20 protein-coding genes are annotated in these 25,136 nt (G+C 65.0%); 9 read left to right on the forward strand and 11 right to left on the reverse strand.

Annotated features, from left to right (window positions below; genetic code table 11):
* Positions 1-122 precede the first annotated feature (122 nt).
* Both F1735_RS23040 and F1735_RS23045 read right to left on the reverse strand, forming a co-directional pair.
* Positions 123-1,067: a D-2-hydroxyacid dehydrogenase gene (locus F1735_RS23040; RefSeq protein WP_167239099.1), complete on the reverse strand. Its 945-nt coding sequence runs from the start codon at positions 1,065-1,067 to the stop codon at positions 123-125.
* A 1-nt stretch (position 1,068) separates the two neighbouring features.
* On the reverse strand, positions 1,069-1,986 hold the full coding sequence (locus F1735_RS23045; RefSeq protein WP_167239100.1) for a LysR family transcriptional regulator: 918 nt from the start codon (positions 1,984-1,986) through the stop codon (positions 1,069-1,071).
* A 131-nt stretch (positions 1,987-2,117) separates the two neighbouring features.
* Between F1735_RS23045 and F1735_RS23050 the strand changes: the two genes are divergently transcribed.
* From F1735_RS23050 to F1735_RS23080, 7 genes are all read left to right on the forward strand, one after another.
* Positions 2,118-2,312, forward strand: coding sequence for a hypothetical protein (locus F1735_RS23050; protein WP_166884526.1), 195 nt, complete (start codon positions 2,118-2,120; stop codon positions 2,310-2,312).
* Positions 2,309-3,148: an alpha/beta hydrolase gene (locus F1735_RS23055; RefSeq protein WP_167239101.1), complete on the forward strand. Its 840-nt coding sequence runs from the start codon at positions 2,309-2,311 to the stop codon at positions 3,146-3,148. Before F1735_RS23050 ends, F1735_RS23055 begins: the two co-directional genes overlap by 4 nt.
* 163 nt (positions 3,149-3,311) lie before the next feature.
* Positions 3,312-4,574, forward strand: a complete 1,263-nt coding sequence (locus tag F1735_RS23060; RefSeq protein ID WP_167239102.1) for an efflux RND transporter periplasmic adaptor subunit — start codon at positions 3,312-3,314, stop codon at positions 4,572-4,574.
* 5 nt (positions 4,575-4,579) lie between these two features.
* A complete protein-coding gene (locus F1735_RS23065) occupies positions 4,580-7,756 on the forward strand; it encodes an efflux RND transporter permease subunit (protein WP_167239103.1) in 3,177 nt (1,058 codons plus the stop codon).
* 8 nt (positions 7,757-7,764) lie between these two features.
* On the forward strand, positions 7,765-9,210 hold the full coding sequence (locus tag F1735_RS23070) for an efflux transporter outer membrane subunit (protein WP_167239123.1): 1,446 nt from the start codon (positions 7,765-7,767) through the stop codon (positions 9,208-9,210).
* Between the two features lie 83 nt (positions 9,211-9,293).
* A complete protein-coding gene (locus F1735_RS23075; RefSeq protein ID WP_229505916.1) occupies positions 9,294-9,875 on the forward strand; it encodes a sigma-70 family RNA polymerase sigma factor in 582 nt (193 codons plus the stop codon).
* Complete coding sequence (locus F1735_RS23080; RefSeq protein WP_167239104.1) at positions 9,862-10,947, forward strand: hypothetical protein; 1,086 nt, start codon at positions 9,862-9,864, stop codon at positions 10,945-10,947. The genes F1735_RS23075 and F1735_RS23080 overlap by 14 nt, the downstream gene beginning before the upstream one ends.
* A gap of 12 nt (positions 10,948-10,959) precedes the next feature.
* Here the strand turns inward: F1735_RS23080 and F1735_RS23085 are convergent, their stop codons facing one another.
* From F1735_RS23085 to F1735_RS23095, 3 genes are all read right to left on the reverse strand, one after another.
* The gene (locus F1735_RS23085; protein WP_167239105.1) at positions 10,960-12,270 is read right to left on the reverse strand and encodes a DUF2135 domain-containing protein; all 1,311 of its coding nucleotides are present in this window, start codon (positions 12,268-12,270) and stop codon (positions 10,960-10,962) included.
* 106 nt (positions 12,271-12,376) lie between these two features.
* On the reverse strand, positions 12,377-15,289 hold the full coding sequence (locus F1735_RS23090) for a VIT domain-containing protein (protein WP_167239106.1): 2,913 nt from the start codon (positions 15,287-15,289) through the stop codon (positions 12,377-12,379).
* Positions 15,290-15,481: 192 nt separating this feature from the next.
* On the reverse strand, positions 15,482-15,826 hold the full coding sequence (locus tag F1735_RS23095) for a hypothetical protein (protein WP_167239107.1): 345 nt from the start codon (positions 15,824-15,826) through the stop codon (positions 15,482-15,484).
* Between the two features lie 199 nt (positions 15,827-16,025).
* Between F1735_RS23095 and ligD the strand changes: the two genes are divergently transcribed.
* Positions 16,026-18,575 carry a DNA ligase D gene (gene ligD, locus F1735_RS23100; protein ID WP_167239108.1) on the forward strand — a complete coding sequence of 850 codons (2,550 nt, stop codon included), beginning with the start codon at positions 16,026-16,028 and terminating at the stop codon, positions 18,573-18,575.
* A 33-nt stretch (positions 18,576-18,608) separates the two neighbouring features.
* Here ligD and F1735_RS23105 read toward each other — a convergent pair whose 3' ends face one another.
* From F1735_RS23105 to F1735_RS23130, 6 genes are all read right to left on the reverse strand, one after another.
* On the reverse strand, positions 18,609-20,060 hold the full coding sequence (locus tag F1735_RS23105; RefSeq protein ID WP_167239109.1) for a catalase: 1,452 nt from the start codon (positions 20,058-20,060) through the stop codon (positions 18,609-18,611).
* 100 nt (positions 20,061-20,160) lie between these two features.
* Complete coding sequence (locus F1735_RS23110) at positions 20,161-20,514, reverse strand: hypothetical protein (protein WP_167239110.1); 354 nt, start codon at positions 20,512-20,514, stop codon at positions 20,161-20,163.
* A 74-nt stretch (positions 20,515-20,588) separates the two neighbouring features.
* The gene (locus tag F1735_RS23115; protein ID WP_167239111.1) at positions 20,589-20,939 is read right to left on the reverse strand and encodes a hypothetical protein; all 351 of its coding nucleotides are present in this window, start codon (positions 20,937-20,939) and stop codon (positions 20,589-20,591) included.
* Positions 20,940-21,232: 293 nt separating this feature from the next.
* On the reverse strand, positions 21,233-21,469 hold the full coding sequence (locus F1735_RS23120; protein WP_167239112.1) for a hypothetical protein: 237 nt from the start codon (positions 21,467-21,469) through the stop codon (positions 21,233-21,235).
* A 15-nt stretch (positions 21,470-21,484) separates the two neighbouring features.
* Positions 21,485-22,480, reverse strand: coding sequence for a non-homologous end joining protein Ku (ku, locus tag F1735_RS23125; protein WP_167239113.1), 996 nt, complete (start codon positions 22,478-22,480; stop codon positions 21,485-21,487).
* Positions 22,481-22,495: 15 nt separating this feature from the next.
* Complete coding sequence (locus F1735_RS23130; protein WP_229505917.1) at positions 22,496-23,491, reverse strand: SDR family oxidoreductase; 996 nt, start codon at positions 23,489-23,491, stop codon at positions 22,496-22,498.
* Between the two features lie 186 nt (positions 23,492-23,677).
* Here F1735_RS23130 and F1735_RS23135 point away from each other — a divergent pair, with 186 nt between their 5' ends.
* Positions 23,678-25,114 carry a GGDEF domain-containing protein gene (locus F1735_RS23135; protein ID WP_167239114.1) on the forward strand — a complete coding sequence of 479 codons (1,437 nt, stop codon included), beginning with the start codon at positions 23,678-23,680 and terminating at the stop codon, positions 25,112-25,114.
* Positions 25,115-25,136 lie beyond the last annotated feature (22 nt).

The following is a 25,136-nucleotide window of genomic DNA, read 5'->3' on the forward strand; positions in this document are numbered from 1 at the left end:
GCTTCATTGACTGTCCCGTTCAATTGGGTAGGGACGCTATCGCCCGCGACATTCCGATTCAAGTTGAAAAGGTCCTGCATCGGAAAAGCGGCGCTGCGGCGGTGGTTTGTGCAACATTCAGGCTAGAGCGCGTTCTGCGGCTTGCCCGCCTCGAACGCTTCGAGGTTATCGATCAGCATATCGGCCAGGGTCTGCATGGCGCCGGCGCTGGCCCAGGCCACGTGCGGCGTCAGGATGAAGTTGGGCAGGCGCAGCGCCAGCAGCGGATTGCCGGGCAAGGGCGGCTCCTGGCTCAACACATCGAAGCCGGCGCCGCCGATCACGCCATCGGCCAGCGCCTGTGCCAGCGCCGCTTCGTCCACCAGGCCGCCGCGCGCGGTGTTGATCAACAAGGCGCTGCGCTTCATGCTGGCCAGTTCGCGTACACCGATGATGTTCGTGGTCTGCGCGCTCAAGGGCAGGTGCAGGCTGACCACGTCGGACGTGGCCAGCAGTTCGGCCAGCGTCACGACGTCGACATCGGCGTCGTCTACCGGCGAGCGCGAAACCACGCAGACGCGCATGCCGAACGCGCGCCCGAGCGCCGCCACTTGCTTGCCCAGCGCGCCGTAGCCGACGATGCCGAGCCGGCTGCCGGCCAGGTCGGCTATCGGGTGATCGAGCAGGCAAAACTGGTTTGAGGCCTGCCAGCGGCCGGCGTCGACGGCGGCGCCATACGCCTTCAGGTTGCGGCGCAGCGCCAGAATGAGGCTCAGGCAATGCTCCGGCACCGACGCCAGCGAATAATTGCGGATATTCGATACCACGATCCCGCGCGCGCGGCAGGCGTCGAGATCGACGTTGTTGGCGCCGGTGGCGGCGACGGCCACCATCTGCAACGCCGGCAGTTGCGCAATCTCGGCCGCGCGCAGCGGCACCTTGTTGGTGATCGCAATGGTGGCGCCGCGCAGGCGTTCGGGCACCTGGCCGGCGCTGGTGGCGCCGTAGTCGCGCCAGGCGTGTTCGAATGCGGGACGCCGCACGTCGGCCATCAGGCTGTCGCGGTCGAGGAAGACGATGTTGTGCATATCAGGACCTTGGCAGTTGCAGGTGCGGGTGGGTGAGGAACAGGTCGGCGACCCATTCGACGAACACGCGCACCTTGGCCGACAGGTGGCGATTTTGGGGATATACCACGTTCACCGGCATCGGCGTGCTGCTCCAGTCGGGCAGCACGATTTCGAGCTTGCCGACGGCGACCATCTGGTCCACCATGAAGCTCGACATCTGCATCAGCCCGAGCCCCTGCATTCCGGCGGTCATATAGGCGGTGGAGTCGTTCACGGCCAGGCAGGCCGGCGCGGCGATGGTGATTACTTCATCGCCCCGGATGAAATCCCAGTCGAAGATCTTGCCGGTCTTGGTGGAGAAGTAGTTGACGCAGCGGTGGCTGGCCAGGTCGTGCGGATGGGTGGGCCGTCCGTACCGGTCCAGGTAGCCCGGCGTGGCGCAGGTGACAAAATTGAGCACGCCCACGCGGCGCGCGATCAGCGCCGAATCGGGCAGGTTGCCGCCCCGGATGGCGCAATCGACACCTTCTTCGATCAGGTCAACCGGGCGGTCGCCGATACCGAGGTCGAGCCGGATGTCGGGATAGCGATCGAAAAAGTCGGACAAGGCCGGCAGCAGGATGTCGTTGGCGAAGCCGCTCGAGACATCGACGCGCAGCCGTCCGCTCGGATTGGCGCGATTGCGCGAGAGCGATTCTTCGGCCTCGCGCACATCCGACAGGATGCGCAGGCAGCGTTCATAATAGGCAGCGCCGTCGGCGGTCACGCTCACATGCCGCGTGGTGCGGTGCAGCAGCTTGACTTCGAGCGCCAGTTCGAGCGCCTGCACCAGGGTCGACACGGTGGCCTTGGGAAGCTGCATGTTCTCGGCCGCGCGCGTAAAGCCGCCGGCGTCAACCACCTGAACAAACACTTCCATTGCTTGTAATTTATTCATATTCCTCCGTATTGTTCAGAATTCTGAACAATCAATTCGCTCTTGCCCTCTTTATCAGATTGTAGATCAAGTTTAAAGTGGCCGTACTGCATCAAAAGATGTCGGGACAATGGGAAGGAAGGGCTGTTCTTATGCGTTATCAAAAAGCAATCATGATGATCGTGACACTCGCGATGGCGATGCTGACGTTGACCGGTACCGCCTTGTCCGACCAGTTCCCGCAGGCCGCGAGTGCGGAAAGCGTCGGTTTTGACGCACTTGCACATGACCTGTTCGGCACGTCCCTGCTGGCCTGTGCGGACGACGAGTTGGCGGAGCCGCAATGAGCTCCCAGGACGCGCCGGTGCAGCTGAAGATCCGCGACCTCGAGGTTGCGGGGGCCGAAGGCCCGCTGGCTGCGCGCCTGTATTCCGGCGGCGACGCCGGCGCCAAAAAAGATGGCTTGATCGTGTTCTTCCACAGCGGCGGCTTTATCGGCGGCGACCTCGATGAGGCGGACGAGTTCCTGCGCCACCTGGCCAGTTGCTCGACCCAGCACCTGGTGCTGGCGTCGCGCTACACCCTGGCCACCGAGCGCCCGTTTCCCGCCGCCGCCGAAGATGCGCACGCGGTGCTGGCCTGGTCCAAGAAGCACAAGGCCAAGCTGGGATGGAGCGGCAAGCGCCTGCTGGTGGCGGGCATCGAGGCCGGCGCCAACCTGGCCGCCGTGTGTACGCTGATGGCGCGCGACCGCGGCGGGCCGGCGCTGGTCGGCCAGATCCTGATCATGCCGATGCTCGACCCGGGCCTGTCCACCTGTTCGATGCGCGCCATTCCGCACGACGCCGCCCTGGCCGGGGTGGCCGTCCAATGCGCCGCCAGCTACCGGGGCTACCTGCCGAATGCGGCCGACCGCACCCACCCGTATGCGTCGCCGCTGCAATCGAGCCGCCTGAAAAACCTGCCGCCCGCGCTGATCCTGTCCGCCGAAGACGATCCATTGCGCGACGAGGCCGAACAATACGGCGCCAAGCTGGCCACCTGCGGCGTGACCACCACGGTCAAGCGCATGGCGGCCGCGCCCCTGGACGACACGGCCGCGCGCAACGAGTGCGCCTGCAGGGCCGTGGCGCTGCATGAAATCGGCAATTTTTTACATGGCCTCGATACGGCGCCATCCTGAATTAGCGCATTACTCGTCACACCACCAGTTACCCCCGTGCAGCTGCGCTGAGAAACCCTCGGCGCAGCGTACGGACCCTTTTCGCCTTTTGAAACAGCACAGCTCGTCTTTCGTCGTCTATCCGGCTGATTTATTAAACATTTTCATCAATAAGAGGAAAAAAATGAAAACCACTAATCGATTAATGAGCTTCGCCCGCCCGCTCGCGGCCGCGATGGCCTTGGCGGGACTGGCGGCCCTGTCGCTGGCGGGGTGTGAAGAAGCGAGCAGCAAGGCCCAGCCGGCCGCTCCCGCCGGCCCGCCGGTCACCGCCGCCACCGTGATCGCGCGTTCGGTCAACGAGACCCAGGAATTTTCGGGCCGCCTGGAAGCGGTCGACCGGGTCGACATCCGGGCGCGCGTGAACGGCTTTATCACCTCGGTCAACTTCAAGCCGGGCAGCGTCGTCAAGAAAGGCGACGTGCTGTTCGTGATCGACCCGCGCCCGTACCAGGCCGAAGCCAACCGCGCCGAAGCGGCCGTCAGTTCGGCCCGCGCGCGCGCCGACCTGGCCAAGCTGGAACTGGCCCGCGCCGAGCGCCTGCTGGGCGACAAGGCGATCGCCCAGCGCGAGTTCGACGAAAAGGCATCGGGCCTGAAGGAACTTGACGCGAACGTGCGCGCGGCCCAGGCTTCGCTCGAAGCGGCGCGCCTGAACCTGAGCTACACCAATGTGCATGCGCCGATCGGCGGGCGCGTCTCGAAGGCGGAAGTCACCACCGGCAACCTGGTCGATGGCGCCGTGATCCTGACCTCGGTGGTATCGAGTAATCCGATCTACGCAACCTTCGACGGCGACGAAGACACCTACCTGCGGGTCGGCCGCGTGGCCCAGAAGGGCAGCACGGTGCCGGTCAAGATCGGCCTGGCGAATGAAAGCGGCTTCCCGCACGAAGGCAAGCTCGAATTCATCGACAACCGGCTCGACTCGGCCACCGGCAGCGTGCGCATGCGCGCCATGTTCGACAACACCGACAACACGCTCGTTCCGGGCCTGTTCGCACGGGTGCAACTGGGCGGCGGCGACGGCGCCCAGGCCAAGACGATCCTGATCAACGACCGCGCCGTCGGCACCGACCAGAACCGCAAGTTCGTGTATGTGATCGGCGCCGACAGCCGCGCCGAATACCGCGCCGTGGTCCTGGGGCCGAGCGTGGACGGCCTGCGCGTGGTGCGCAGCGGCGTCAAGCCGGGCGAAAAAATCGTCATCAACGGCTTGCAGCGCGTCCAGCCGGGCGCCTTGGTAACGGCGCAGATCGTGGCGATGGACCAGGACAGCAAGGCGCCGCAAGCGAAGGCCGACGACGCCAACGTCCCGGACGCGGACGTCGCGAACACCAAAAAAGAAGTCAAGGTTGCCGACGCATCGGCTAAAACCAAGGAATAACTCACATGAACTTTTCACGATTTTTCATCGACCGGCCGATTTTCGCGGCCGTCCTGTCGATCATCATATTCGTGGCCGGCCTGCTGTCGATTTTTGCATTGCCGATCTCCGAATATCCCGACGTGGTGCCGCCATCGGTGGTGGTGCGCGCCCAGTATCCCGGCGCGAACCCGAAAGTGATCGCCGAAACCGTCGCCGCCCCGCTGGAAGAGCAGATCAACGGCGTCGAAAACATGCTGTACATGTCGTCGCAGAACACCTCGGACGGCTCGCTGATGCTGACCGTGACGTTCAAGGTCGGCACCAACGTCGAGCAGGCCGAGTCGCAGGTGCAGAACCGCATCCAGCGCGCCTTGCCGCGCCTGCCCGAAGAAGTGCGCCAGATCGGCGTGACGGCGGTCAAAAGCTCGCCCAACCTGACCATGGTGGTCCACCTGTTGTCGCCGACCGGCCGTTATGACGACGTCTACCTGCGCAACTACGCGGTGCTCAACGTGAAGGACCAGCTGGCGCGTATCCCGGGCATGGGCGACACCCAGCTGTTCGGCGCCGGCGACTACGCCATGCGCATCTGGCTCGATCCGCAGAAGGTGGCGGCGCGCGGCATGACCGCGTCCGACGTGGTGGCCGCGGTGCGCGAGCAAAACGTGCAGGTCGCCGCCGGCGTGATCGGCGCTTCGCCGTCGAAAGGCGCGGAGTTCCAGCTGACCGTCAATACCCAGGGCCGCCTGACGTCGATCGAGGAGTTCGGCGACATCATCGTGCGCACCGGCGCCGACGGCGCCATTACCCATCTCAAGGATGTGGCGCGGATCGAGCTGGGATCGAACTCCTACTCCCTGCGCGCGCTGCTCAACAACAAGTCGGCCGCCGCCATCGGTATTTTCGAAGCGCCGGGTGCGAACGCCTTGCAACTGTCGTCCGACGTGCGCGCCAAAATGGCGGAACTGAAGAAAGACTTCCCGGAAGGCGTCGACTTCAGCGTGGAGTACGATCCGACCCAGTTCGTGCGCGCATCGATCAAGTCCGTCATCCACACCCTGCTCGAAGCGGTGGCCCTGGTGGTGCTGGTGGTGATCATCTTCCTGCAAACCTGGCGCGCATCGATCATTCCGCTCTTGGCCGTGCCGGTATCGATCATCGGCACCTTTGCGGTGATGCTGGGCTTCGGCTTTTCGATCAACACGCTGTCCCTGTTCGGCCTTGTGCTGGCCATCGGTATCGTGGTCGATGACGCCATCGTGGTGGTGGAAAACGTGGAACGCAATATCGAAGCCGGTTTGAGCCCGCGCGACGCCACCGTGCAGGCGATGAAAGAGGTGAGCGGTCCGATCATCGCCATCGCCCTGGTGCTGTGCGCCGTGTTCGTGCCGATCGCCTTCGTGGCCGGCTTGTCGGGCCAGTTCTATCGCCAGTTCGCGCTGACGATCGCCATTTCGACCGTGATTTCGGCATTCAGCTCGCTGACCCTGTCGCCGGCCCTGGCCGCCGCCTTGCTGAAACCCCACCATGCGCCGAAAGATGGACTGACGCGCGTGATGGACAAGCTGTTCGGCCGTTTCTTCGCCTGGTTCAACCGCTTCTTCGGGCGCGCATCGACCAAGTATGAAGGCGGCGTACACGTGGTCCTGAAACGCAAGGGCATTTCACTGATGGTGTACGCCGTGCTGGCCGTGGCCGCCGTGTTCATGTTCAAGGCGGTGCCGAGCGGCTTCGTGCCGGCCCAGGACAAGCAGTACCTGGTCGGTTTTGCCCAATTGCCCGACGCGGCTTCGCTGAACCGCACCGACGCCGTGATCCGCCAGATGTCCGACATCGTGGCCAAGGTGCCGGGCGTGGAATCGTCGATTGCCTTCCCTGGCTTGTCGATCAACGACTTTACCAATGCGCCTAACGCCGGCATCGTGTTCGTCACGCTTAAGTCGTTCGAGCAGCGCACCGGCAAGGGCATGTCCGGTCCCGAGATCGCGGCCGAGGTGAACAAACGCCTGGGCGCCATCCAGGATGCCTTCATCATGGTGTTCCCGCCACCGCCGGTCAACGGCCTTGGCACCGTGGGCGGCTTCAAGATGATGATCGAGGATCGCGGCAACGTCGGTTACGACGAGTTGTACAAGGCGACCCAGGCGATGCAGATGAAAGCCTGGCAGAACCCGCAGCTGGCTGGCGTGTTCTCCAGCTTCCAGATCAACGTGCCGCAACTGTTCGCCGACGTCGACAAGGTCAAGGCCAAGCAGCTTGGCGTGCCGCTGACGACCATCTACCAGACCTTGCAGATCAACCTCGGCTCGCTGTACGTGAACGACTTTAACCAGTTTGGCCGTACCTACCAGGTGCGCGTGCAGGCCGATGCGCCATTCCGCTCGCACGCCGACCAGATCGCCCAGCTCAAGGTCCGCAACGACAAGGGCGAGATGATTCCGCTGTCGTCGCTGATGCGCATCAAGGATACCTATGGCCCGGACCGCGTGCAGCGCTACAACGCCTACGTATCGGCCGACATGAACGGCGGCCCGGCTCCTGGAGTCTCGTCCGGCCAGGCCCAGGCCGCGCTGGAAAAGATCGCCGCCGAAACGCTGCCAAAAGGCGTGTCGTACGAATGGACCGAACTGACCTACCAGGAGATTTTGTCGGGTAACACGATGGTGCTGGTCTTCCCGCTGTGCGTACTGCTGGTGTTCCTGGTGCTCGCGGCGCAGTACGAAAGCTGGACCCTGCCGCTGGCGGTGATCCTGATCGTGCCGATGTCGATCCTGTGCGCCCTGGTCGGCGTCAAGCTGACCGGTGGCGACAACAACATCTTCACCCAGATCGCGCTGTTCGTGCTGGTGGGACTGGCGTCGAAAAATGCGATCCTGATCGTCGAATTCGCCCGCGAACTCGAAGACCACGGCCGCACCATTGTCGAAGCGGCGCTGGAATCGTGCCGCCTGCGCCTGCGTCCGATCCTGATGACGTCGATCGCGTTCATCATGGGCGTGGTGCCACTGGTGTTCTCGAGCGGCGCCGGCGCCGAAATGCGCCATGCGATGGGCGTGGCGGTGTTCGGCGGCATGCTGGGCGTGACCTTCTTCGGCCTGTTCCTCACGCCGGTGTTCTACGTGCTGCTGCGTACCTTCGCCAAGAAGCTGGAAAAGAAATCAAGCGTGGCAGTGCCCGCGCATCTGGAAGGAGCAGTGTAATGACTGATATGAAGAGAACCATCATGAGGCGCATGTCGCCCTTGCTGGCGGCGCTGCTGCTGGTGGCCTGTTCCAGCATCCCGCAACTGAAAGCGCCGGCGCTCGACATGCCGTCCGCCTTCAAGGAGTCGTCCGAGCCGTTGCAGGCGGCCGACGGCACCCGCTGGAAAGTGGCGCAGCCGGCCGAAGGGCAGGCGCGCGGCGAGTGGTGGCTGGCGTTTAACGACGCCAACCTGACAGCGCTGATCAAGGAGGCGACCGACGCCAACGCCAGCCTGGCGGTGGCGGCCGCGCGCGTCAAGCAGGCCAGGGCGCTGGCCGGCATCTCGCAAGCGGACCGCTCGCCCCAGGTCGGCGCCGGCATGGGCGCGCAGCGCAGCCGCACCTCGGGCGTCTCGCGCGCTCTGGCCGACGACGCGTCGGTCGCCCCCGGCAATGTGTACCAGGCCAGGCTGACGGCCAGCTACGAGCTCGATCTGTTCGGCCGCGTGGCGGCCAATGTCAGCGCGGCCAATGCCGATGCGGCGGCCAGCGAAGCGACCTACAAGTCGGTGCTGCTGGCCTTGCAGGCCGACGTGGCGCAGACTTACTTCAAGCTGCGCGAAACGGACGCCGAACTGGCCACCCTGGCGCGCACGGTCGACCTGCGCACCCAGAGCGTGAAAGTGAACCAGAGCCGCTACGACAATGGCGACATCGGCGAATTCGACCTGGCCCGCGCCAGGACCGAACTGTCGACCGTGCGCGCCGAGGCGATCGGCCTGCAACGCCAGCGTGTACAGTTCGAGCACGCACTGGCCGTGCTGCTCGGTAAACCGGCGGCCATGTTCAGCGCCGGCGTCAACCCGCTGGTGGAGTCGGCGCTGCTCCCTAGCATTCCGGCCGGCTTGCCGTCGGCCCTGCTGGAGCGCCGTCCCGACATCACCGCCGCCCAGCGCGCGATGATCGCCGCGAATGCGCGCATCGGCGTGGCGAAAACGGCCATGTACCCGTCGCTCAGCCTGACCGGCGGCCTTGGCACCGAATCGGGCAGCGGCGGCAACCTGTTCAACTGGAGCGCGCGTTCGTGGGTGCTGGGCGCGCTGTTGTCGATGCCGCTGATCGATGGTGGCCGCAACAAGGCCAACATCGCGCGCAGCGAAGCGGTGCTGGAAGAGTCGGTGGCGAGCTACCGCCAGAACGTGCTGGTGGCGTTTGCCGAAGTCGAAGACAACCTGGCCGGCCTGCGCATCCTGGCCGGCCAGACCGAGCAGATCGACGCGGCCGTGGTGTCGGCGCGCCGTTCGGCCGACCTGGCGCAAAAGCTGTACAACGCCGGGCGCTCGAGCTACCTGGACCTGCTCGACTCCCAGCGCAACCTGGCGGCGGTCGAACGCAACGCGGTCCAGCTGCGGGGCGACCGCGCGGTGACCACCGTGGCGCTGATCCGCTCCCTGGGCGGCGGCTGGCAGTAAGCGCGCTAATCCCCTGGCACATGGCGCGGCCGACCAGCCGCGCCATTTGCGTATTCACAGGGCAAGCCATACAATGGCGGCACATGCCCGCCACCCTACCAGACGAGCAGCTCATGCTGCGCTACCGCGATGGCGACCTGGTCGCCTTCGAGGAGCTCTATCGCCGTCACCATGCGGGCTTGTACCGCTTCGTCGCCTGGCGCTCGCCGCGCGCGGACTGGGTCGACGAGATCGTGCAGGACAGCTGGATCAAGCTGCACCATGCGCGCAGCCGCTATCAGCCCGACGCGGCCTTTCGCACCTACCTGTTCCAGATCGCCCGCAACCGCCTGCTCGACCTGCTGCGCCAGCAGCAACCGCTGTTGGCGGCCGAGATGGGCAGCGGCACGGATGGCCGCGACGTATTTGACTCGCTGGCCGATGCGGCGCAGGATGTGGTCTCGCCGGATGTGGCGCTCGAACACAAGCAGCGCAAGGACAGCCTGCATGAAGCGCTGGCGGGCCTGCCGAGCGAGCAGAAAGAGGCGCTGGTGCTGCAACAGTTTTGCGGCATGAGCCTCGAAGACATCGCCGCCGTGGTGGCAGCACCGGTGGAGACGGTCAAGAGCCGTTTGCGCTACGCCATGCGCAAACTGCGCGAAGGGAGCCTGAGTGGACAACGATGACATGAGCGACGAACAATTCGACGCCTTCCTGCGTGGGGAAGACGATCTGTCGCGCCGTCTGCAAGGATTGACCCAGCCGGCGTCCAGTCCCAAGCTCGATGCCGCCATCCTGGGGTATGTCAAGGCGGGCCTGGAGCAGGAGGCCAGGGCGGCGCAGGCGGCGCGGCCGGCGGCGGCCAATGACGCCGTCATCGAAGGCGCGCCGCCACGGCTGGCGCCCGGCCTGGGGCGGCGCTGGCGCATTCCGGCCGGGATTGCGGCGGGGGTGCTGGCCGGCGTGCTGGGGCACCAGCTTTACCAGGGCAGCGGCGGCGGGGGGGGCATGGAAGGTGGAATGGCCGCCGCGCCGACGGCGCAAGCGCCGCAGGTTGTGGCAAACGTGACGCTCGACATGGAGCGGCCCGCGCCGCCGGTGGCGATGGATGTGCCAGCGCCTTCGGCGCCTGCTCCGGCCAGCGTGGAGGCGTCTCCGGCGCCCGCGCCGGCCCCTGTCATGAAGGCGGCGCCGCCTTCGCCAGCGCCGGTGCAGATGGCCGCCGCACCGCCATCGCAAGAATTCCAGCGCGTTGAAATCACCGGCTCGTCGATCAAACGCACGGCTGCCGAAAGCACGCTGCCGGTGGAGGCGTTGAAGCAGAAGGATTCGAAGCAGTCGTCTCAAGGGTACAACAGCGACAACCCGGTTCCCGAGATGCAGTCGCCGCCGCCAGTGGCTTCAGCGCGGGCGCCTGAACCGGTGGCGGCTCCGGCTCCGGCGCCAGCGCCGGTGAGGGTGGCGGCGCCTCCCGCCGAACCGGTTGCCGACGACGCGAGGGCGGCGGCGCCGGCCGCGCGCCCGGCGCGCGCGCGCGTGGCGGGGCCTGAGTCGAAGGGCGACCGGGAGCTGTCGAAGGCGAGCCCGTTCGATGCCCATGACAAGCGCGCGCTCGACTGGCTGGCGGTGATCGACGCCATGCTCAAGGCGAAGCTGGACAAGGACGCGCTGGCCGAATGGGCCAGGTTCCGCGCCGCCTATCCCGATTATCCGGTACCGGCCGCAACGCGCGACCGGATCGCCGCGATCAAGCCCTGACCTTGTTCAGGGCTAGACCTCGAATTCGCCCACCAATACCGTTTGGCCGCGTCCCTTCATGCGCAAGGTGACCGACTGCTCCTTCTGGCGCGGCGTGCCAAAATGGCTCATTACCTTGACCTGCACGCTGGTCGGCCCTGGCAGCACTTGCCGGCCGTCGGCAAGATAGCTGGCGTGGATGCGATATTTTCCCGGCGCGGCGCGGCGCAGCGAGTATTCCTCGGGTCCGTAGCCGCCGGTGATGTTGTGCGACATGCGAGCACCGTAGCGCGCCGGATCTTCCAGCGACTTTGCGTTTTCATCGTCCGGCGCGGTGATTCGCAGGTCGATGTCGCTGTTGTCGGCATCCCAGGTCAGCACCACGCGCAGGTCGAGCGGCAGGTTGGCGCGCAGGCGCGGATCGATGCGGCGCAGGTCGAGCGGCTTGTTGGCGGCGGCGATGATGGCGTTCATGTCGGCCAGCACGATGTTCCCGATCTCCGGAAAGCGTGGATGCCACGGGCGTTCGACCACCTGGTACAAGATGTCGACCGCTTCCTGGGTTTCGCCGTTCGCCGCCAGCGCAAGCCCCAGGTCGCGGTAGGATAGCGGTTCGTCCCCGGCCAGTTGCAGCACCTTGCGCAATACCGGCACGGCCAGCGCCGGCTCGCCGGCTTGCATCAGGCGGTAGCCGAGGAGGCGCATCAGCGCGCGGTCCTCATGAGCCATTTCGGCCAGGTTCGACAACACCCGCAACGCCAGGTCGCGGCGGCCTTTGTCGAACAGGATGTCGGCGGCATCGAGGAAGAATCCACTGTTGTTGGCGTATTCCTGCTTCTGTCCGAGACAGGCGGCATACACGTCGGCGGGGTCCATCTGGCGCAGACGGGCGAGGTAGGGAGCGTCAGGGGTCCATGACGCCAGGCTGACCGGAGGCGGCTGTTCTGCGTGCGCTTGCATCGGGCGCGTGGTCGGATCATTGTCTCCCGGCGCGTCCGGCACGACTGCCGGCAGGTGGCATGTATAGTGTGCCGGCAGCCATGTTCTCGGCGCTGTCACGATCTGTATCCCGTTGACGACGACCGGACCGGGCGCCTTGGACGCGGGACGCGGCAAGGTCGTGTTCCACCACACCGTGCGCTGCGCGAAATTGGCGATCACCCGCTCCAGGCGGTCGCGGCGCTGCGTGTCGTTGTCAAGCGCTTCCGCGTTTTTGCGCTGGCGCCAGGCGTCGAGCGTGGCGGCCGGCGGCTCGATATTGTGGCGCACGTAATCGGCTGGGGCAAGGGCATGCGCGGCGCTGCTGGCGAAGCACAGCAGCGCCAGGACGAGAGGTCGGTTCAAGATGGTGGTCTCCGGTTGGCCGGGCGTGCCGGCATGACCAATGAAACGCACCATCTGCGCCGATGGGGTTAAATGCGGCGCATCTTTATCAAGACGCGCCGCCAACTCAGGGCTTGATGTCGAACTCGCCCACGAACACCGTTTCGCTGCGGTCCTTCAGGCGCAAGGTGATCGCCTGTTCTTTCTGGCGCGGCGTGCCGAACGCGGTAAACAGCTTGACCTGCAAGGTGGTCGCGCCGGCCACCACCTGCTGGCGGTTGCCATAGTAGTTGGCCTCGATCTTGTACTTGCCCGGCGCCGCGCGCCGCACTGAAAACTCTTCCGGACCATAGCCGCCCGTGAAGTCGTTGGTCATGCGCGCACCTTGGCTGGACAAGCGGTGCAGATAGCTCGATTTTTCGCCATCCGGCGCCGTGACCCACAAGTCCATGTCGCTGTTGTCGGCGTCCCAGGTCAGCACCACGCGCAAGTCGAGCGGCAGGTTGGCGCGCAGGCGCGGGTCGATGCGGCGCACATCGAGCGGCTTGGAGGAGGCGGCGACGATGGCGTTGATTTCGGCCAGTACAATCGTCTCGATATCCGGAAAGCGACCGTCCCACGGCCGTTCGACCACCTCGTAGAGCGTATCGATCGCTTCCTGCGTGCGGCCGCTGGCGGCCTGCGCCAGGCCCAGGTCGCGGTACGATTGCGGTTCTTCACCGGCCAGGCGCAGCACTTTTTCGAAGACCGGCACCGCCAGCTGCGGCGCGCCGGCCTGCAACAGGCGGTAGCCGAGGATGCGCAGCACCGCGCGGTTTTCCAGGTCCATTTCGGCCAGGTTGGACAACACGCGCAGCGCCAGGTCGGGCTGCCGTTTTTCGAGCAGGATGTCGGCGGCGTCCAGATAGAAGGCGCTGCTGTTGGCGTAATCGGGTTTCTGGTCGAGGTAAATGGCGTAGACGCTGGCGGCGTCGGCGTCGCGCAGGCGCTTGACGTAGGGCGCGTTCGGCACCCATTTTTTCAGGCCCATGCCGATCGACGGCGCGCGCTCGGATACGCTCTTTTCCTTGGCCGATGCCATTTGCGGCGCAAGCATCGATGCCATCTCGGGGCGTCGTATCGAATATGCCGTTATCTCGACGCGCTCCGGCTCCGGCGCTGCCTTTTCTGAAAACGCCTGCCCCACAGGAGCGGGCGCCGGCATCGGTGCGGAAGGCGCTGCCCTCAGGTTATCGAACGGTTGGTAGCGCTCTTGCGCGGGTTTGGCGGCAACGCGCGGGAAGGCCGTGTTCCACCACGCGGTGCGGCTCTCGAAATGTCGTACCACCTGCTCCAGATGCTTGACGCGCGCGCTGCTGCGCTGGCCGCCGCGCAGGTCCTTGAGCTTGCGCCAGGCGTCGAGGTAGTCCTGCGGCGGCTCGATCTCGTAGCGCACATAGTCTTCCAGCCGGTCGAGCACGATCAGCGACGTTTCGCGGGTCGGAATGCCGAAGCGGCGCCCGATGCGGCCGATTTCGGAGCGGTGCAGCTCGGGGTCCGCTTCGAGCGCGCGCAGGCGTAGTGCCGCCCAGGTCGACGCGGCCAGCGGATGCTGCGGGCTGTCGGGGCGAATCTGCAGGTTCACGGTTTCCTTCTTGGTGCCGCCGGCCAGCGTGACATTGAGGGTGGCGTCGTCGGTGAGCAGGCGGCCGGCGATGCGCAGCATGCCGCCTTCAACCACGCCGCTGCCGGCTTCGATGTCGGTGGCGCCGGTGGCCGATACCTGTTCGATACGCGGCTGCGCCGACAGCAGGGCCTCGCTGGCGCGGCCAGGTGCGGCGGGGTCGATGTGGATGATCTGGCCGCGGTTGCGTTCGGCCAGTGCGGCCAGGCGGCCGGTGTCGGACGACGCGGACGAAACCAGCGCAAACAGCGCCTGGTGCTGCGCCAGTACCGGCGCGCGCGCCGCGCCATAGTTAGCCAGGCCGTCGGAAAACAGCAGGTACTGGTCGACGCTCGCTTCCGGCTTCCAGTCGTTGAGCGCGCTGGCGCCGTCGTAGCGGGTGGCCTCCAGCACGCGCCGCAGGGCACTCCAGTCGCCGCCACGGATCTCGAAAACCTGCTGCGCTTCGGGACGGTCGCGCAGGCGCGTCAGGCGCACCTGCACCGAACCGAGCGCGCGGAAATAGGCATCGAGTCCGGCCAGTTCCTGCCCGACGTTGCGCTGCTCGCCCGAGCCCGAGCTGTCCCACAGCAGGCCGATGACGCGCGGACGCGCACGCGCCACAGGGGCCGCCGCGACCGGAATCTCGGCCAGGAACCACGATTGCCCGAGGCGTGTTTCGCGATAGATGCGCGCGTCCCTTGAGGCCACGGTCTGGATGCCGATTTCGCGCTCGGCCTTGTAGTTCTGGCGCTGAAGGCGCGCTTCATAGGCGCCGCCGGTCCGCTCGAAACGCAGCTCGTGGCCGTTGGCGAGCAGCCGCGGCGCGTCGGCGGCGTCGTTGACGCGGATGGCCAGGTCGAAATTGCGTACCTCGCCAAAGGCCAGCGGCAACTGATAGAGCCAGTTGGCGGCGCTGCGCGTCAACGGGCCGGCGTAGGTCAGTTCGACGGTGCGGGTCTTGCCCGGCATGATCGGGTAGACGCGCAGCTTGAAGTTGTTACCTTGGGTGACTTCGAGCAGGGCGGGGTCGACGCGGCCCCGCACGATTTCTTCGAACACGGCGCGGCCGCGCTCCTTTTCGACCGGCACGGCGGGGCGCATTTTGCCGTCGATATCAAGGGCGAAGGCACTGACCTGCTGGCCGTCGGGCAGCGGAAACTGCAGCTTGCCCTCGAGCTGGCGCGCGTTGGGGTTGTAGAACTCCATGCGCACGGTCGTTTGCGCCATGCCGCCACTGATGTCGGCGCTGATTGAGAGCGATTGCAGTTCGATCGGCCGTGCGTCGGCGGCGCTCTGCATTAACGGTGGTGGACGCTGGATCAGGCGCGGCGATTGCGCGAGCGCTAGGGACGTGGCGGAAAACAGCAGCGCCAGGGGCAGGATTCGGTTGAACATGGGGAAGCTCCGGTTGGCCGGCGCTGGTGCCGGCATTGACTGTGAAACGGAGCGGCGCGAAAAAAGGGGTTAAAGCAGGGTGAGATCGACGCACATTTTTTATAAAGAACGTGTTTTGATCCGGGGAAACGAAAAACGGGACGAAAAAAAAGACAGGGGGGCCTGTCTCTTTCTTCTCACTGCGGGAACAACTTACTTCATTGCTGCGTCTTTTTTGGCTTCTGCGGTGTCGACAGCTTTGTCGGCTTTGGCTTCTGCTTTCGCTTTTTTGGCTTTCGAATGGGCTTTGGCCTTGGATTTGGTGGCGTCAGCGTGGGCTTCGGCGACGTCGGACTTGGCTTCAGCGGCTGCTTTTTCTACTTTTGCATCGGCTTTTGCGTCGGCTTTGGCAGCTTTTGCGTCAGCTTTGACGACTGCTTTGGTTTCTTTTGCTTCGGCTTTGGCGATTGGTGCGGCAGCGGCAGGTGCGGCAGGAGCCTGGGCGAAAACCGAGGTAGCGAACAGGCCGGCGATCAACGATGCGATAACTTTTTTCATGGTGTTTCCTCAGTGTGGTTATATGGTGGAGCAATTCTTGGGTGCTACAGAGTCACTAACGCGGCCACTTGCATCCCAGTTGACGCGATTTACAACTACTTACAATCAGCCGGGAAACTCGCTCAGTTAGCTGGCGAACAGTCGTTCGGCCCGCCTGGCCCCAAAATCGGCAAAAAACCACCATCACGAGGTTGCCGCCATGCGGGATGCATTAAAGGTGTATCAGTCCAAACGCGATTTTTCGATCACCACCGAGCCGGCCGAGGGAGGCGAGGCGACTCCCGATGCACTCACCTTCGTCATCCAGAAGCACTGGGCCAGCCGCCTGCATTACGACTTTCGGCTGGAACTGGACGGCACCATGAAAAGCTGGGCCGTGCCCAAGGGGCCCAGTTACGACACCAAAGACAAGCGGATGGCGGTACACGTGGAGGACCATCCGATCTCGTATGCGCGCTTTGAAGGCACCATCCCGGAAAAGCAGTACGGGGCCGGCAAGGTGATCATCTGGGACAAGGGCACCTGGCAGCCGCAGGGCGATCCGCACAAGGGCTACCAGGACGGAAACCTCAAGTTCGAGATTGACGGCCATAAGATGCGCGGCAAATGGGTGCTGGTGCGGATGAAGGGCAAGGGCGAAAAGCAGGAGCCCTGGCTGCTGATCAAGGAAAAGGACGATTACGCGAAGCCGGCCGCCGAGTTTTCGGTGGTCGACGAGATGCCGGACAGCGTCAGCAAACTGCCCATGCCGGGCGCCAAAGCGGTCAAGGCCACGCCCAAAACAGCGGCGGCGGCCAGCGCTACCCGCGGCATGCCGGCGCAAGCGCTCAAGGCGGCCCTGCCGGCGTCGCTCTCGCCCGAACTGGCGACCCTGGTCGACCAGCCCCCGGGCGACCCGGCCGAATGGATCTTCGAGGTCAAGTTCGACGGCTACCGCCTGCTGGCGCGGATCGAGGGCAAACAGGTACACCTGATGACCCGCAATGGCCACGACTGGACCCGCAAGCTCGAACCGCTGTACAAGGAACTGCTCAAACTCAAGCTGCCGGATGGCTGGTACGACGGCGAAATCGTGGTCCATGACGACAATGGACGGCCCGACTTCGGGCTGCTGCAACTGGCCTTCGACGGCGCGAACACGGCCGACATTGTGTACTTCCTGTTCGACGCGCCGTATTTCAAGGGCCACGACCTGCGCAACGTTCCGCTCGAAGCGCGGCGCGCGCTGCTTGGCGCGACGCTCGGCAAGGCGTCGTCTGACGCGGTGCGTTTTTCGGGCGAATTCGGGACCGATCCGGAGGAACTGGTGCTTGCCGCCTGCAAGCTGGGACTGGAAGGGGTGATCGGCAAGCGGCGCGACTCGCTGTACGTCACGCGCCGCTCGCCCGACTGGATCAAGCTCAAATGCGGCCAGCGCCAGGAATTCGTCATCGGCGGCTACACCGATCCGCAGGGTGCGCGCGCCGGCATCGGCGCGCTGCTGCTCGGCACCCACGACAAGGACGGCGTGCTGCAGTACGCCGGTAACGTCGGCAGCGGCTTTACCCAGGCCGTGCTGCGCGACCTGAAAGCCAAATTGAGCGCCCTCGATACGGACGCGAGCCCGTTTCCGCCCAAGGCGGTGGCGGGCCGCAAGCATCATTGGGTCAAGCCCACGCTGGTGGCGGAGGTCAGCTTTGCCGAGTGGACCAGCGCCGGGGCAATCCGCCATGCCGTGTTCCAGGGCCTGCGCAACGACAAGCCAGCCACGTCGATCGGGCGTGAAGTGGCCACACATAGGGAGGAGTCGATGCAGACGCAAAGCACAAGCAAAGCAAGGAGCGCAAGGGCGAAGGCGGAGCCGGTGGCGCCCCAAGGCAAGCTGCCCGCGACCCTGAAGGTGACCCACGGCGAGCGCGTGATCGACAAACAAAGCGGCGCCACCAAGATCGAGCTGATTCGCTATTACGCGCTGGTCGGCGCGCTGATGATGGAGCACCTGAAAGGGCGGCCGGTGTCGCTGGTGCGCGCCCCGGGCGGCGTGGGGGGCGAGCTGTTTTTCCAGAAGCATGCGGACGTGGACAAGCTGCCCGGCGTGAAGCAGATGGACCCGGCGCTCGACCCGGAGCATCCACCGATGCTCGAAGTGGGCAGCGTGGGCGGCATTCTGTCGGCGGCGCAGTGGAACGTGGTGGAGTTTCATACCCAGAACGCCATCGGCAAGAGCTACCAGGCGCCCAACCGCATGGTGTTCGACCTGGACCCGGGCGAGGGCGTCGACTGGGCCGCGATCCAGGAGGCGGCGCAGCTGATGCACGCATTCCTGGATGAACTGGGCTTGCCGTCTTTTCTGAAAACCAGCGGCGGCAAGGGCTTGCATGTGGTGGTGCCGCTCAAGGGCGGCCTCGATTGGGACACGGTAAAGGACTTTTCGCAGGAAGTGGTGCGGCATATGGCGCTCACCCTGCCGGAGCGCTTTGCGTTCAAGAGCGGCCCGAAAAACCGGGTCGGCAAGATCTTCATCGATTACCTGCGCAACGGGCGTGGCGCCACCACCGCCTGCGCCTGGTCGGCGCGGGTGCGGCCGGGGCTGGGGATTTCGGTGCCGGTGGGGTGGGATGAACTGGCCGCGCTCAAGTCCGGCGACCAGTGGACGGTGCATAACGCGCATGCACGTCTCGACCTCGGCAACGCGCCGTGGGACGGCTACGCAAAAGCCGCCAAAACGTTGACGGCGGCCATGAAGAAGCTGGGCTTCAAGAAGCCGTGATGCGCGGGCCGGCGCCGAGCGCGCACCGGATCCTTACTTCATGTTCAGCGCGGCCCGCACGCCGTTGCCGTAAGCGCTGTCGGCCTTGTCGAAGTGGGCCAGCTGGCGCTGCAGGATCTCGTCGCTGACCTGGCTCAAGGGGCCGGCCAGGTTGGCGCACAGGTTCAGCTTCTCTTGCGCCGTCAGGAGGCGGAACAGGTTGCCGGCCTGGGTATAGTCGTCTTCCATGCCGCGTCCATCGAAGCGGCCGGCGCCGCCGCGCAGCGCCAGTTCCGGTTCGCCGTGGCCCATGCCGCGCGGGGCGCTGCCGGTGGCGTTGACGGTGGCGTAGTTCTGCGCCGCACCGCCGTTATGGACCGCCATCGCGCCATCGCGCTGCTGGTTGTGCATCGGGCAGCGTGGCGCGTTTACCGGCAGGTGCTGGTGGTTGGTGCCGACCCGGTACAGCTGGGCGTCGTGGTAGGCGAACAGGCGGCCTTGCAGCATCTTGTCCGGCGAGTAGCCCATGCCCGGCACCGCGTTCGCCGGCGAAAACGCCACCTGCTCGACTTCGGCGTGGTAATTGTCGGGATTGCGATTGAGCTCGAAGATGCCGACCGGTTGCAGCGGAAAGTCGCGGTGCGGCCAGACTTTGGTCAGGTCGAACGGATTCCAGCCGGTGCGCGCTTCCCAGTCGTCCAGCTGCTGCTCGCTGGCCACCTGGAGCCGCACTTCCCACTGCGGGAAGTCGCCGCGTTCGATGGCGCCGAACAGGTCGCGCTGGGCGTAGTCCGGGTCTTCGCCGGCGATGCGCGCGGCGTCGGCTGCACTGAGGTTCCTGATGCCCTGGCGCGTCTTGAAGTGCCACTTGACGTAGACGCGTTCGCCGGCGGCGTTGATCAGGCTATAGGTATGGCTGCCGAAACCGTCCATGTGGCGGTAGCCGTCGGGCGTGCCCCGGTCCGAGAACAGCATCGTCACCTGGTGCAGGCTTTCGGGCGCACGGCTCCAGAAGTCGAACATCATGGTGGGCGACTTGAGATTGCTGCGCGGGCAGCGCTTTTGGGTGTGGATGAAGTCGGGGAACTTGATCGGGTCCTTGATGAAGAACATCGGCGTGTTGTTGCCGACCAGGTCCCAGTTGCCTTCTTCCGTGTAAAAGCGCAGGGCGAAACCGCGTGGATCGCGTTCGGTGTCGGCGCTGCCGCGCTCACCGCCCACGGTGGAAAAGCGGGCGAAGGTGTCGGTCTTCTTGCCGATGGCGGCAAACAGCCGGGCCTTGGTCAAGTGGCTGATGTCGTGCGTGACGGTGAAGGTGCCGTACGCGCCCGAGCCTTTGGCGTGTACCACGCGCTCGGGAATGCGCTCGCGGTTGAAGTGCTGGAGCTTTTCGATCAGGTGAAAGTCTTGCAGCAGCAAGGGGCCGCGCGGGCCCGCGCTGATGGCGTTCTGGTTGTCGGCGACCGGGATGCCGGAAGCGGTGGTGATCTGTTGGTCTTGGCTCATGCTTGCAACTCCTCAGTGGTGATTCGATGCAAGAAGTGTAGTTGAGCTCATCAGTTAGTCAAAGTCAATTAAATATATCCAATCGATAGTTTTTATCAATTCATTTCTTTGGGGCCGGGAAGCGCGCGGCGAAGATCAGCATGCCCAGGACCGGGAAGGCGGCGGCCTTGAGAGTGATGTTCCCCTCGTTGGTGGGGGTGAACAAGATGGTGAGCACTGTCAGGACGCAGAAAAGCAGGTACAGGCCGAGACGAAGGACCTTGCTCGGCAAGGGCATGTCGGACAAGGTCAGGTACCAGACCAGCGCTGCGGCGATGAGGCCCATCGGCCATAAAAGATAGAGCGCGATCAGGGCAACTTCGCCGACGATCATGCCCAGGAAGAGCAGCGACAACAGGAACAGCACACTGACTGCGGCGCCTTCCGCATGACGCGTCAGATCACGCTTGGCCACGGCTGCCTTTCAGGCGATTCATGAATTTACCGGCCTGTCAGGCGCGTGCTGTCTGAAGCGCGATGCGTTCACGGCTATTCTTTTTCGACGACGATGGCGCGGCCGTATCCGCCGTGCGCCTGTGGCAGCAAGACGCACAGCATGAGGGCTTTGTCGGTGGCGGCGATGGTCTTGATGACATCGCGCTGCTCGGCGTACTCTTCGCTCGCGCGTAGTTGTTCCGCCGTTTTGCCGGACTTTTTGATCTGTTCGGCCAGGCGCTCTTTGTCGACGGTCAGATTGGGGCACTTGGCGGTGGCGTAGTCGCCCGAGGCCATGGCCCCGGCCACCTGGGCTTGAATGGCGTCTTGCTCGGTGACGTCGGCGAGCGCCAGGCCGCAGGGCGATGCGAGCAGCGCGGCGGCTGCCAGGAAAGCGAATTTCATGTTGATGTCCTGTCAAGTGAATGTTGGCATTATCACATGAGTAATGTGTTTTCATCCAGCCAGGTTGCGCAGCTTTACAATTCGTCCGATTGGCCTGTTACTTCGGGCATCCTGGACGCCGGGAATAGGCAAGGCGAAAAAGCATGCCCTCCACCGGGAACAATACCGTGGCGACGACGCTGCCTGACAGACCGCCATCGTTTGTCGAGGCCATTGCAACGGTTCGGTAAAAAGGGGCAGCCTGGCTGCGAAATGCTTGCCATTACTGCATGTCCGGCGACGGTTGGTCTTCGTCAGCCATCCTCGTTCTTGCGGATGGCGCGCACGTTCAGGGCCAGCAGGCCGAGGTTGAGCGCAATGAGCGCCCAGGCGGCTTCGCCCCAGCCCCACGCGATCCACATCAGGTTGCCGACGATGAGCATGCAGAAGGCGACGATGCGCTTGCCGGCCTTTGTTGAACCCATCCACCACGCGGCGGCCAGGCTGATCGCCATCGCCGGCCATTCGAGTAAGGCAAACATAGCGTCCATGCGGCTCCTGTCAGATCACGCGGCCTTGCGCCGGGCCGGCGCCTTGGCTTTGGCCGCCGGCTTGGCCGGCGCCTTGGCCGGCGCCTTGGCCGGCGCCTTGGCCGGCGCCTTGGCGCGGCGCGGGCTTGTTGAAGCAGCCTTGCGCGGTTTGGCGGCCGGCGCTTCTTCCTCGTCCTCGTCCTCGTTCTCTTCGACGGGTGTACTGGCCTTGCCGGGCTTCTTGCCCAGGCTTTGCTGGAGCAGCGCCACCAGGTCGATGACGTTACTTTTGGCCGCCGGCGCCTTTTCCTTGTCCGGCATGGTGATGCTCTTGGTCTGTTTGGCCTTGACCTTCTTCGCGACCAGCGCGAGGATGTCTTCGCGATAGCTGTCGTGGTACTGCTCCGGCTTCCAGTCCTCGCTCATGCCCTCGACCAGCGCCATCGCCATTTTCAGCTCCTTGTCGGAGATGGCGGCGGTTTTCGACCTGGCGGTCGGGATCTTGAGTTCATCGGTGGGACGGATCTCGTCGCTGTAGCGCAGCGTGTTGAGCACAATCGTGTCGCCTTCGCATACCAGCGCCGCCAGGTGCTGCTTGACGCGGATGACCACCGTGGCGATGCCGATCTTGCCGACTTTTTTCAAGGTCTCGCGCAGCAGCGCATAGACTTTATCGCCGCCCTTGCCGGGCGCCAGGTAGTAGGGCTGCTCGTAATACAGCAGCGGCACCGTCCCGGCGTCGACGAAAGCGAGGATGTCGATGGTGCCGGTGGCCTCGGGATTGGCGCGGCGCAGGTCTTCCTCGGACAACACCACGTACTCGCCGTCGCTGTACTCGTAGCCCTTGACGATGTCGTCCCAGACAACTTCCTTGTTGTTGCCCTTGTTGTAGCGCTTGAAGCCGACCGGCGAGAAATCGCGCCGGTCGAGCATGGTCAAGTCAAGCGCGTTGTCGCTCACGGCCGGATGCATCTCGACCGGAATATGCACCAGCCCGAAGCTGATTGCGCCTTTCCACAGACTGCGTCCCATATGCCGGTCCTTTCCTTATCCGCCCACGCTGCCGGTGACCGGCAACACGATGCCTGTGATGTAGCCCGAACATACCGACGAGGCCAAAAACACGTACGCCGGCGAGAGATCTTCCGGTTGGGCAGGACGGCGCATGTCGGTGTCCTGCCCGAATGTGGCGATCTTCTCGGGAGACTGGTCGGCCGGGTTGAGCGGCGTCCAGACCGGGCCTGGCGCAATCGCATTCACGCGGATGCCCTGATCGAGCAGGTTCGAAGCCAGCGACATCGTGAACGCGTGGATCGCGCCCTTGGTGGCCGAGTAATCGAGCAGCTTGCCCGAGCCCTGCAGCCCGGTCACCGAGCCGGTATTGATGATCGCCGCGCCGCGCTTGAGGTAGGGCAGGGCGGCTTTGGCCATGTGGAAGTAGCCGTATATATTTGTGCGCATGGTTTCGTCGAAGCGCTCTTCGGTCAGGTCCAGCAGCGATTCGGCGTGCTCCTGGAAGGCGGCGTTATTGACCAGCACATCGAGGCGCCCGAATTCGGCCACCACCTTGTCCACCGCCTCCTGGCAGAACGCCATGTCCTTGACGTCGCCCGCCACCGTGATGCAGCGCTGGCCTTCGGCTTCGATGCAGCGCTTCGTTTCGTCGGCGTCTTCATGTTCGTTCAGGTAAAAGATGGCCACGTCGGCGCCTTCGCGCGCGAACAGCACGGCCACCGCGCGCCCGATGCCGGAGTCGCCGCCGGTGATGATCGCGGTTTGCCCCTGCAGCTTGCCGCTAGCCCTGTAGCCGTCGGCCATGAAGCGCGGTTTGAGCTCCATCGACGCTTCGATTCCCGGTTTGACCAGGTGCTGCGAGGGCAGCGGCGGCGCCGGCTGCGCCGCGCCGCCCGTTTGCACCGCTTGCTCGCTTTCTTCCTTGCCGCCCGAGGCGTCTTTCTCATCCTGCCTGCTCTGGATCGCGCGCTGCTTGTCGGCGACCGCTTCGACCTGCGAACTCATTGCGTTCTCATCAGTATTTGGCATGGTGCTTCCTCCGTTAGAACGGGCAGTATCGGACCGTGCTGGCATGATGACGGTGCGCCCGCGCACACTGCGCACATGTTGGTGTTTGCTGAGTTGGTGCTTTATGGCAAACTGTGAAACGGATGGACGCAAGCTGTGTTGCCGCTGCGTATTTATGCCGCATACTTTCGTGCTCAAGGAGATTCGATGACGCAGCAGATTGGACTTTTTCTGAATCCGGTAGGACAGCGTCGGGTCGATTTTCAGGGCATGTATGCCGACATGTTCGCGCGCCTGTTCATCGCCGACGGCAGCGAGCAGGCCACCGTGCTGCTGGGCCAGGAGCGGGTCGACCTGTTGATTATCGATCTCGAGCGGTTCGATCGCAGCTTCGATCTCGACGCCCTCGGTACACTGATCGCGCGCCGCGCCGGTGCGCCGGTGCTGGTCCTGTGCCCGTTCATCAGCGCCGGCTGGCTGCCCGCGCTGATGAAGTTTGGCCCGCTCGCTTACGCCATCACGCCGCTCGACGAGGGCGAGCTGCGCGCCGCCATCGGCGCCCAGTTGCAGGCGCCCGAGGCGAGCGTCACGCATGCGGACGACCTGCGCGCGCTGCTCGCCTTGCGCACGCGCTTGCAGCAGGCGCTGGTCGATGTCGATGACCTGGCCACCGTGGCCGAACAGATTTGCGTGGCCCTGTGCGACGCTTCCGGCGCGGTACACGCGTCGCTGTTTCGCATGGACGTGCCGGGCGACCTGCAGCTCGAAGCGCAGTATTCGCCCACGGGCCTGAACCTGGCGCGCGTGCTTCACCGAAGCGACAGGCTGTTGCAGTCGCCGCTGCGGCACGCTTTCCCGGGCCTGGTGGCCGCCTGCAGCAACGAAGTGTGCCTGCTCGACGCGCCGGCCAAGGCGGGCGAGCCGGAACTGGCGCTGTCGCTGGTCGACAAGGGCGTCGACATGGTGGTGGGGCTGCCGCTCGGTTCCGCGCCGGGCAGTGCGCTGGCCGGCTCGCTGTGCCTGATGTTCGGCCGCGCGCGCCAGTTCAGTGCCGAGGAACTCGATTCCTTCGTGGCGCTGGCGCAGCTGGCCGGTTTTGGCTTGCGCATGGCGGCGGTCAGCCGCGAGAACGAAGCCCTGCTGGGGCGGGTGACGCACATGGCCACGGTCGACGCGCTCACGGGCGTGGCCAACCGGCGCCACGGCGAGCACCTGCTCGAACTGGAAATCAAGCGCGCCCGCAGGTACAAGGTGCCGGCGGCGCTGATCGGGTTCGACATCGACCGTTTCAAGGCCATCAACGACCAGTTCGGCCATCCGGTGGGCGACGCGGCGCTGCGCACGGTGGCCGCGGTAACCCAGGCCGTGCTGCGCACCAGCGATGTGCTGATCCGCTCGGGCGGCGAGGAGTTCCTGATTATCGTGCCGCATACCAGCGCCATCGACGCGCTGAAAATCGCCGAGAAAATCCGGGTGGCGGTGGCGCAGACCGATATCGCCGGCTGCGACAGGCTCACCATTTCGCTGGGCGTGGCGCAGCTGGCCGACCAGGAAAGCGCCGACTCGCTGATGCTGCGGGTCGATGCGGCCCTGAGCCGGGCCAAGCGCGCGGGGCGCAATTGCGTGGAGCTGGCGATGTCGTAGGCGCCGCAGCGCCGGCGGGCGG

The organism is Massilia genomosp. 1 (genome assembly GCF_011682185.1).
Taxonomy (GTDB): Bacteria; Pseudomonadota; Gammaproteobacteria; order Burkholderiales; family Burkholderiaceae_D; genus Telluria_A; species Telluria_A rubra.